The organism is Streptomyces pinistramenti (assembly GCF_020564935.1).
GTDB lineage: Bacteria > Actinomycetota > Actinomycetes > Streptomycetales > Streptomycetaceae > Streptomyces > Streptomyces pinistramenti.
Map to the genome: position 1 here is coordinate 51,107 of NZ_JAJCXB010000047.1, position 7,121 is coordinate 58,227.

General features: G+C 68.3%; 5 protein-coding genes. All 5 read left to right on the forward strand.

Annotated features, from left to right (window positions below):
* The first annotated feature begins 2 nt into the window (after window positions 1-2).
* The 5 genes from LIU39_RS26345 (at window position 3) to LIU39_RS35340 (ending at window position 6,618) form a co-directional block, all read left to right on the forward strand.
* Entirely contained in the window at window positions 3-1,592 is a 1,590-nt protein-coding gene (locus LIU39_RS26345; RefSeq protein WP_227049398.1) for an AMP-binding protein, read from the forward strand.
* 89 nt (window positions 1,593-1,681) lie between these two features.
* Window positions 1,682-2,905: a methionine adenosyltransferase gene (gene metK / locus LIU39_RS26350; protein ID WP_227049399.1), complete on the forward strand. Its 1,224-nt coding sequence runs from the start codon at window positions 1,682-1,684 to the stop codon at window positions 2,903-2,905.
* 36 nt (window positions 2,906-2,941) lie between these two features.
* Window positions 2,942-3,919, forward strand: a complete 978-nt coding sequence (locus tag LIU39_RS26355) for a carbohydrate kinase family protein (RefSeq protein ID WP_227049400.1) — start codon at window positions 2,942-2,944, stop codon at window positions 3,917-3,919.
* Window positions 3,916-4,839, forward strand: coding sequence for a methylenetetrahydrofolate reductase [NAD(P)H] (gene metF / locus LIU39_RS26360; RefSeq protein ID WP_227049401.1), 924 nt, complete (start codon window positions 3,916-3,918; stop codon window positions 4,837-4,839). The genes LIU39_RS26355 and metF overlap by 4 nt, the downstream gene beginning before the upstream one ends.
* A gap of 531 nt (window positions 4,840-5,370) precedes the next feature.
* Window positions 5,371-6,618, forward strand: coding sequence for a cytochrome P450 (locus LIU39_RS35340; protein ID WP_227049402.1), 1,248 nt, complete (start codon window positions 5,371-5,373; stop codon window positions 6,616-6,618).
* Window positions 6,619-7,121 lie beyond the last annotated feature (503 nt).

Sequence of the window (7,121 nt, forward strand, 5' to 3'; positions counted from 1 at the left end):
CGATGGCGCCGTCATCCGCGACCGGCCAGGCATTCACCGAGCTGACTCCGGTCTCTTTCCTGCGTCGCGCCGCCGCTGTTTTCGCCGACCGCCCCGCCGTCATCGACGGAGAATTCCGTTGCACGTACGCGGAGTTGTGGGAGCGGGCACAGCGGCTGGCGGGACTGCTCGCGCAGCAGGGTGTGCAGCCGGGTGACCGGGTATGTGTGCTCGCCCCCAACACCCATCTGACACTCGAAGCGCATTACGGGGTACCGCTGGCCGGCGCGGTGCTGGTCGCCTTGAACACCCGGCTTTCCGCCGGTGAAATCGGCTACATCCTCGAACACAGCGGCGCCCGCCTTGTTCTGGTGGACAACGAACTGCTGCCGCTGCTCGACAACGCACTCGGCGAACTGGACGAGTTGGGCGAACGGCCCGGAGTCATCACGTCGGACGACTACGACCGATTGATCGCCGATGCCCCCCGCCACCATGTCGAGGTGACCGACGAGCGGGGTCTGCTCGCGATCAATTACACCAGCGGTACCACCGGCCGCCCGAAGGGAGTGATGTACCACCACCGGGGCGCCTATCTGAATGCGCTCGCCATGGCGTTCCACACCAAAATGGATACGGCGACGCGCTATCTGTGGACCCTTCCGATGTTCCACACCAACGGATGGTGTTTCCCGTGGGCGGTCACCGCGGCCGGCGGAGTGCATCACTGCCTGCGCAAGGTCGACCCGGTCGTGATCTGGCGGGCACTCGCATACGCCGGAGTGACCCATCTCTGCGCGGCGCCGACCGTGCTGACGATGCTCGCCGACCATCCCGATGCCGTCGCCCTGACGCACCCCGTACAGGTTTTCGCCGGTGGGGCACCGCCGCGTCCGGCACTGCTGGCCCGGGTGACCGAACTCGGCCTGGACGTCACGCATTTCTACGGGCTCACCGAAACCTTCGGAAACGCGTTGCTGTGCGTCCGGCAACCCGAATGGGAAGGTCTCGACCCCGATGAACGGGCCGGACAGGTCGCCCGGCAGGGCATCGCCAATATCGTCGGCGAGCCCGCACGGGTGGTCGACCGGGCAGGCAACGAGGTGCCCGCCGACGGCCGTTCCATCGGCGAGATCCTGCTCCGCGGAAACAACGTCATGCTGGGTTATTACCGGGACGAGAAAGCCACCGCCGACGCAACGGCCGGCGCATGGTTCCGTACCGGAGATCTCGCGGTGCGCCATCCCGACGGCTATGCCGAGATCAGGGACCGCGCCAAGGACGTCATCATTTCCGGCGGCGAGAACATCACGTCGGTGGAAGTGGAGAACGCGCTGACCGCACATCCGGAGGTGGCCGACGCGGCCGTGGTCGCCGGACCGCACGACGTCTGGGGCGAGGTTCCGATCGCTTTCGTCACCCACCGCCCCGGAGGCTCCGTCGGCGAACAGGAACTGATCGAGTTCGTGCGCTCCCGGCTGGCGCGTTTCAAGGCGCCGCAGCGCGTCCACTTCGGCCGGCTGCCCACGACATCGACCGGCAAATTGCAGAAGAACCTGCTGCGCGAGCGGGCCCACGAACTGTCCGTCGGAGGGAATTCCGGAACGCCATGACGGGAGCCGCCGCACGGCAGGCGGCGGGCCGACCGTCCGCCGCCACCCGTTCCGTCTCTTGAGCCGAACTGCCAGGAAAGGATGAGTAGATGTCCCGCCGCCTGTTCACCTCGGAGTCCGTGACCGAGGGCCACCCCGACAAGATCGCTGACCAGATCAGCGACACGATTCTCGACGCGCTCCTGAAGGAGGACCCGTCGTCCCGGGTCGCCGTCGAGACGTTGATCACCACCGGCCTGGTGCACGTGGCCGGCGAGGTGACGACGAAGGCGTACGCCGACATCCCCAACCTTGTGCGCAACAAGATCCTCGACATCGGCTACGACTCCTCCAAGAAGGGCTTCGACGGCGCTTCGTGCGGCGTCTCGGTGTCCATCGGTGCGCAGTCCCCGGACATCGCGCAGGGCGTCGACACCGCTTACGAGCAGCGGGTCGAGGGCGTCGCCGCAGGTGAGGACGGTGACGAGCTGGACAAGCAGGGGGCCGGCGACCAGGGCCTGATGTTCGGCTATGCGTGCGATGAGACGCCGGAGCTGATGCCGCTGCCGATCAATCTCGCGCACCGTCTGTCGCGGCGTCTGTCCGAGGTCCGCAAGAACGGGACCATCCCCTACCTGCGCCCTGATGGCAAGACGCAGGTGACGATCGAGTACGACGGTCACAAGGCCGTCCGTCTGGACACGGTCGTGGTGTCCTCGCAGCACGCGAGTGATATCGATCTGGATTCGCTGCTGGCGCCGGACATTCGGGAGTTCGTGGTCGAGCACGTCCTCAAGGAGCTGGTCGAGGACGGCATCAAGCTGGACACCGACGGCTACCGTCTCCTGGTCAATCCCACCGGGCGGTTCGAGATCGGCGGCCCGATGGGCGATGCCGGGCTGACCGGCCGCAAGATCATCATCGACACGTACGGGGGCATGGCCCGGCACGGCGGTGGCGCGTTCTCCGGCAAGGACCCGTCCAAGGTCGACCGCTCGGCGGCGTACGCGATGCGGTGGGTGGCGAAGAACGTGGTGGCGGCCGGGCTCGCGGCCCGCTGCGAGGTCCAGGTCGCCTACGCGATCGGCAAGGCCGAGCCGGTCGGCCTGTTCGTGGAGACGTTCGGTACGGCCACGGTCGACACCGACAGGATCGAGCAGGCCATCGGCCAGGTCTTCGACCTCCGCCCGGCCGCGATCATCCGCGACCTCGACCTGCTCCGCCCGGTCTACGCGCAGACCGCGGCCTACGGTCACTTCGGCCGCGAACTCGACGACTTCCCCTGGGAGCGCACCGACCGGGCCCAGGCCCTGCGCACGGTCGCCGGCTCCTGAGCCCACCACCTTTCGAGCCCAGGTCCGGAGAGAGATATGCGTATCGCTGTCACGGGATCCATCGCCACCGACCATCTGATGGTTTTCCCCGGTAAGTTTTCCGACCAATTGCTGGACGGACATCTCGACAAGGTTTCCCTGTCGTTCCTCGCCGACAAGCTGGAGATCAGGCAGGGCGGCGTCGGCGCGAATATCGCGCTCGGTCTCGCCCGTCTCGGCATGAGTCCGGCATTGCTGGGCGCAGTGGGGCGCGATGCCTCCGATTACCTTCAGTGGCTGGCCGCCAACGGCGTGGAAACAGAAGGGATAAAGGTCAGTGCGGCGCTGCACACGGCGCGTTTCGTGTGCACCACGGATTCCGAACAGCGGCAGATCGCCACGTTCTACGCGGGCGCCATGTCCGAGGCCCGCGATATCGCCTTGGCACCGGCGGTCCGCGAGGGGCTGGATCTGGTGGTGGTCGCGCCGAACGATCCCGAGGCGATGCGCCGCCACACCGACGAATGCCGGGAGTACGGCATCGCCTTCGCGGCCGACCCGTCGCAGCAACTCGCCCGCCTCGAAGGACCGGCGGCCCGGCAATTGGTGGAAGGGGCGCGCTTCTTGTTCACCAACGAATACGAGGCCGCCCTGCTCCGGCAACGTACCGGGTGGACGGTGCAGGAAATCCTCGCCCGGGTCGGCACCTGGATCACCACGCTCGGGCCGGACGGCGCGACGATCGCGCGCACCGGAGAACCCGAGATCACCGTACCGGCCGTGCCCACGGGCGATGTTCTGGATCCGACCGGAGTGGGCGACATCTTCCGGTCGGGATTCCTCGCCGGCGTGGCCTGGGGCCTGCCGTACGAGCGGGCGGTGCAACTGGGCTGTGCGCTGGCATCCGTTGTCCTGGAATCCATAGGAACCCAGGAGTACGAGCTGTCCGTCGATCACCTGATGGCAAAGATCGACAAGGGGTACGGGGCGACGGCTGCCGCCGAGATCCGGCCCCATCTGGAGGAAGCGCTGTGAATGCCGGGACCGCCGAATTCTCCCGGCCCGTACGGACCCGGGTACGCGACATTCTCGCCGGCGGTCGGCGTTCCTACTCGTTCGAGTTCTTCCCGCCCAAGAGCGATGCGGGCGAACGCACCCTGTGGAATTCGATCCGGCGCATCGAATCGCTCTCCCCGACCTTCGTATCGGTGACGTACGGCGCGGGCGGCTCGTCCCGCGACCGCACGGTGGCCGTGACGGAGCGGATCGCCACCGAGACGACGCTGCGCCCGGTCGCGCACCTCACGGCGGTGGGTCATTCGGTCCAGGAACTGCGGAACATCATCGGGCAGTACGCGGACGCCGGCATCGGCGATGTGCTGGCGCTTCGCGGCGATCCCCCGGGCGACCCGCGCGGCCCCTGGATTCCGGGCCCCCAAGGTCTCACCTACGCCGAGGAGTTGGTCTCCCTCGTCCGGCAGTGCGGCGATTTCAGCGTCGGGGTGGCGGCCTTCCCCGAGCGGCACCCGCGCTCTCCCGACTGGGAAAGCGACATCCGCCACTTCATCGCCAAATGCCGGGCGGGCGCCGACTATGCCATCACCCAGATGTTCTTCCACGCCGATGACTATCTGCGGCTCCGGGACCGGGTCGCGGCCGCCGGCTGCGATATCCCGATCATTCCGGAGATCATGCCGGCCACGGATTTCCGGCAGATCAAGCGGTTCGCCGAACTGAGCAATGCCCGCTTCCCGGAGGTGTTGGCACGCAGGCTGGAAGACGCCCGCGACGATGCCGGGACCGCGCACCGTATCGGAGTGGAATACGCCACCGAAATGGCGCGCACACTCCTGAACGAGAGCGCCCCCGGCCTCCACTACATCACCCTCAACAAATCACCAGCGGCCCAGGAAATCCACCAGAACCTCGGCCTCCACCCCGACGTCCCCACGTAACTCCCCGCACGCCGTCATCACCGCGGGCCCGCCGGCCCGAGCGCCCGGCGTCCGCGTGTCCGTGCGTCAGTGCATCCATGGGCCCCATTCCCCCCAGCAGCCGGGGAAATGGGGCCCTTTCCACGCGGAGCCGTAGCCACTCGCCACCACCACACGCGCGCCACCCAACGTGGCCATCAGCACACCGGGTTGCCGCCCCGCACGACCGCCCTCCCCCTCGGGGCATCCGCGCCGACACCGCCGCACGCCTCCGCCCATGGGCGAACGCCTGACCAGCTCCCGCCCCGTATGCATGAACGTCGGCCCGCAGCGCAGCAACAGGCGTCGGAAGAGGAGCAATCTGTTGGCAGGTCTGCTCGGAAGACGGAAGCATCCGACCGGCCCTTCCCCGAACGGATGCCGCTCCGACGCCGACGAGAACGCTGACGCCGACGAGAACGCCGATACCCACGTCAACGCCGATACCAACGCCGTAGCGCCCCGAGCCGCGGCCTGCCCGCCGGGCACGGAGCACACGAGGTGAGGGAGAACGTGAACGCTACCGCCAACACCCCATCAGCCACCGGCCACGACCCGGCCTACGCCTACCCGATGGAGCGCCACTGCCCGTACCACATGCCCGCCGGATACGGGCCGCTGCGCGAGAGGCGGCCGCTGACGCGCGTGACGCTGTACGACGGGCGCAGCGCATGGCTCGTCACCGGGAATGCCGAAGGGCGGGCCCTGCTGCCCGACCCGAGGCTGTCCTGCGACACCGCGCATCCCTCCTTTCCGTGCCTGACGGAAGAGACGGCCGACCAGCAGGTGTCGCAGCTCCCGCTGATCGGCGTGGACGATCCGGTGCACGCCCGCCAACGCAGGCTGGTGGCATCCGGCTTCGGCATCCGCCGGATCGCCGCTCTGCGCCCGCACATCGAGCGGGCCGCAGAGGAGCTGACCGACGCCATGCTGGCCGGCGGAAACCGGGCCGAACTGGTCAGCGCCTACGCCCTCCCGCTCGCCTCCGAAGCGACCTTCACGCTGCTGGGCGTGCCGTCCCCGCAGCGCCCGCACCTCGGAGAACTGGCGCAACGCATGCTCTCCCTCTCGGGCGACGGCAGCACGCACCAGGCCGAGCAGACATTCCGCCAACTGCTACGCCACCTGGAAGAGTTGATCAGTACCAGGCACCAGGCCCCCGGCAACGGTGTGATCGACGACCTCATCGCCCAGCACCAGCCGCTCGGCGATGCGGACACCGGCGAACTGGCCATGATGTGCATGGTCTTGATCACCGGCGGAAACGACACCACCGCCGTGACCCTCGCGACCTCCCTCCACGCCCTCCTCGAACACCCGGACCAGCTCGCCCGGTTACGCAGCGACCCCGCCCTGGTACCGGGTGCCGTGGAGGAACTGATGCGCCTCACCTCCGTCACCGACGCACTCCTTCGCGTCGCCCTCGCGGACATCGACGTCGCAGGACACACGATCAGGGCGGGCGAGGGCGTGATCTTCTCGACGATGCTGATGAACCGGGATCCCGACGCCTGGGAAGACCCCGACACCCTGGATGTCCGCCGCAAGGCCGGCCGCCACGTCGCCTTCGGCTACGGCATCCACCAGTGCGTCGGCCAGAACCTGGCCCGCGTCGAGATGGAGATCGCCCTCAACACCTTGCTGCGCCGCATCCCCACGCTCCGCCTGGACGACGAACGACAGGTCCGCAGCGTCACCCCCCACGCACAACTCGGCGGCGTGGCCGAACTCCCCGTCACCTGGCGACCGGAAGGAACATGACCACCGCCGCCTCCTGCACCGAAGCCTGCGCACTCCGGTAGCTCCCGGCCCTGCCTCCCCCGCACGCGAACGGCCCCTGACCTGCCATGCAGGTCAGGGGCGGTCGAGCGGAATGCCCGCCGATAGGCGGAGGGGGTGGTGTCCGCAGCCGTACCGGGGCGCAGGACCGCCGGCGTCGAGACGAAGGGAGGCGCCCGGCACGGCGAGTCCGAGGCCGTGCCCACCGTGGCCCGGCACACCGCATGACGCGCACGGCCGAAGGCTCGGCGTCCTCTCCCGCAACCGGCCGGACACGACCGCCGGCACAGCGAAGCTGTGCCGGCGGGGTTCGGGGTGCGCGGTGCGGTGTGTCCGGGACGACGTCTCGCGAGTCGATGGTCTGTCAGAAGTCGTAGGGCTTCTTGGTGTTCCAGTTGAGGACGTCGGCTTCGTTCCAGGTGAACTGGGGCTTGTCGCCCTTGGTGTCGACGGAGTAGTAGGGGCCGTCGTGGCCGTTGGTGTCG

Bases quoted from the DNA above. Each gene is read 5' to 3' on its own strand.
- LIU39_RS26355 (WP_227049400.1), top strand. From the start codon at position 2,942: ATGCGTATCGCTGTCACGGGATCCATCGCCACCGACCATCTGATGGTT.
- metK (WP_227049399.1), top strand. From the start codon at position 1,682: ATGTCCCGCCGCCTGTTCACCTCGGAGTCCGTGACCGAGGGCCACCCC.
- LIU39_RS26345 (WP_227049398.1), top strand. From the start codon at position 3: ATGGCGCCGTCATCCGCGACCGGCCAGGCATTCACCGAGCTGACTCCG.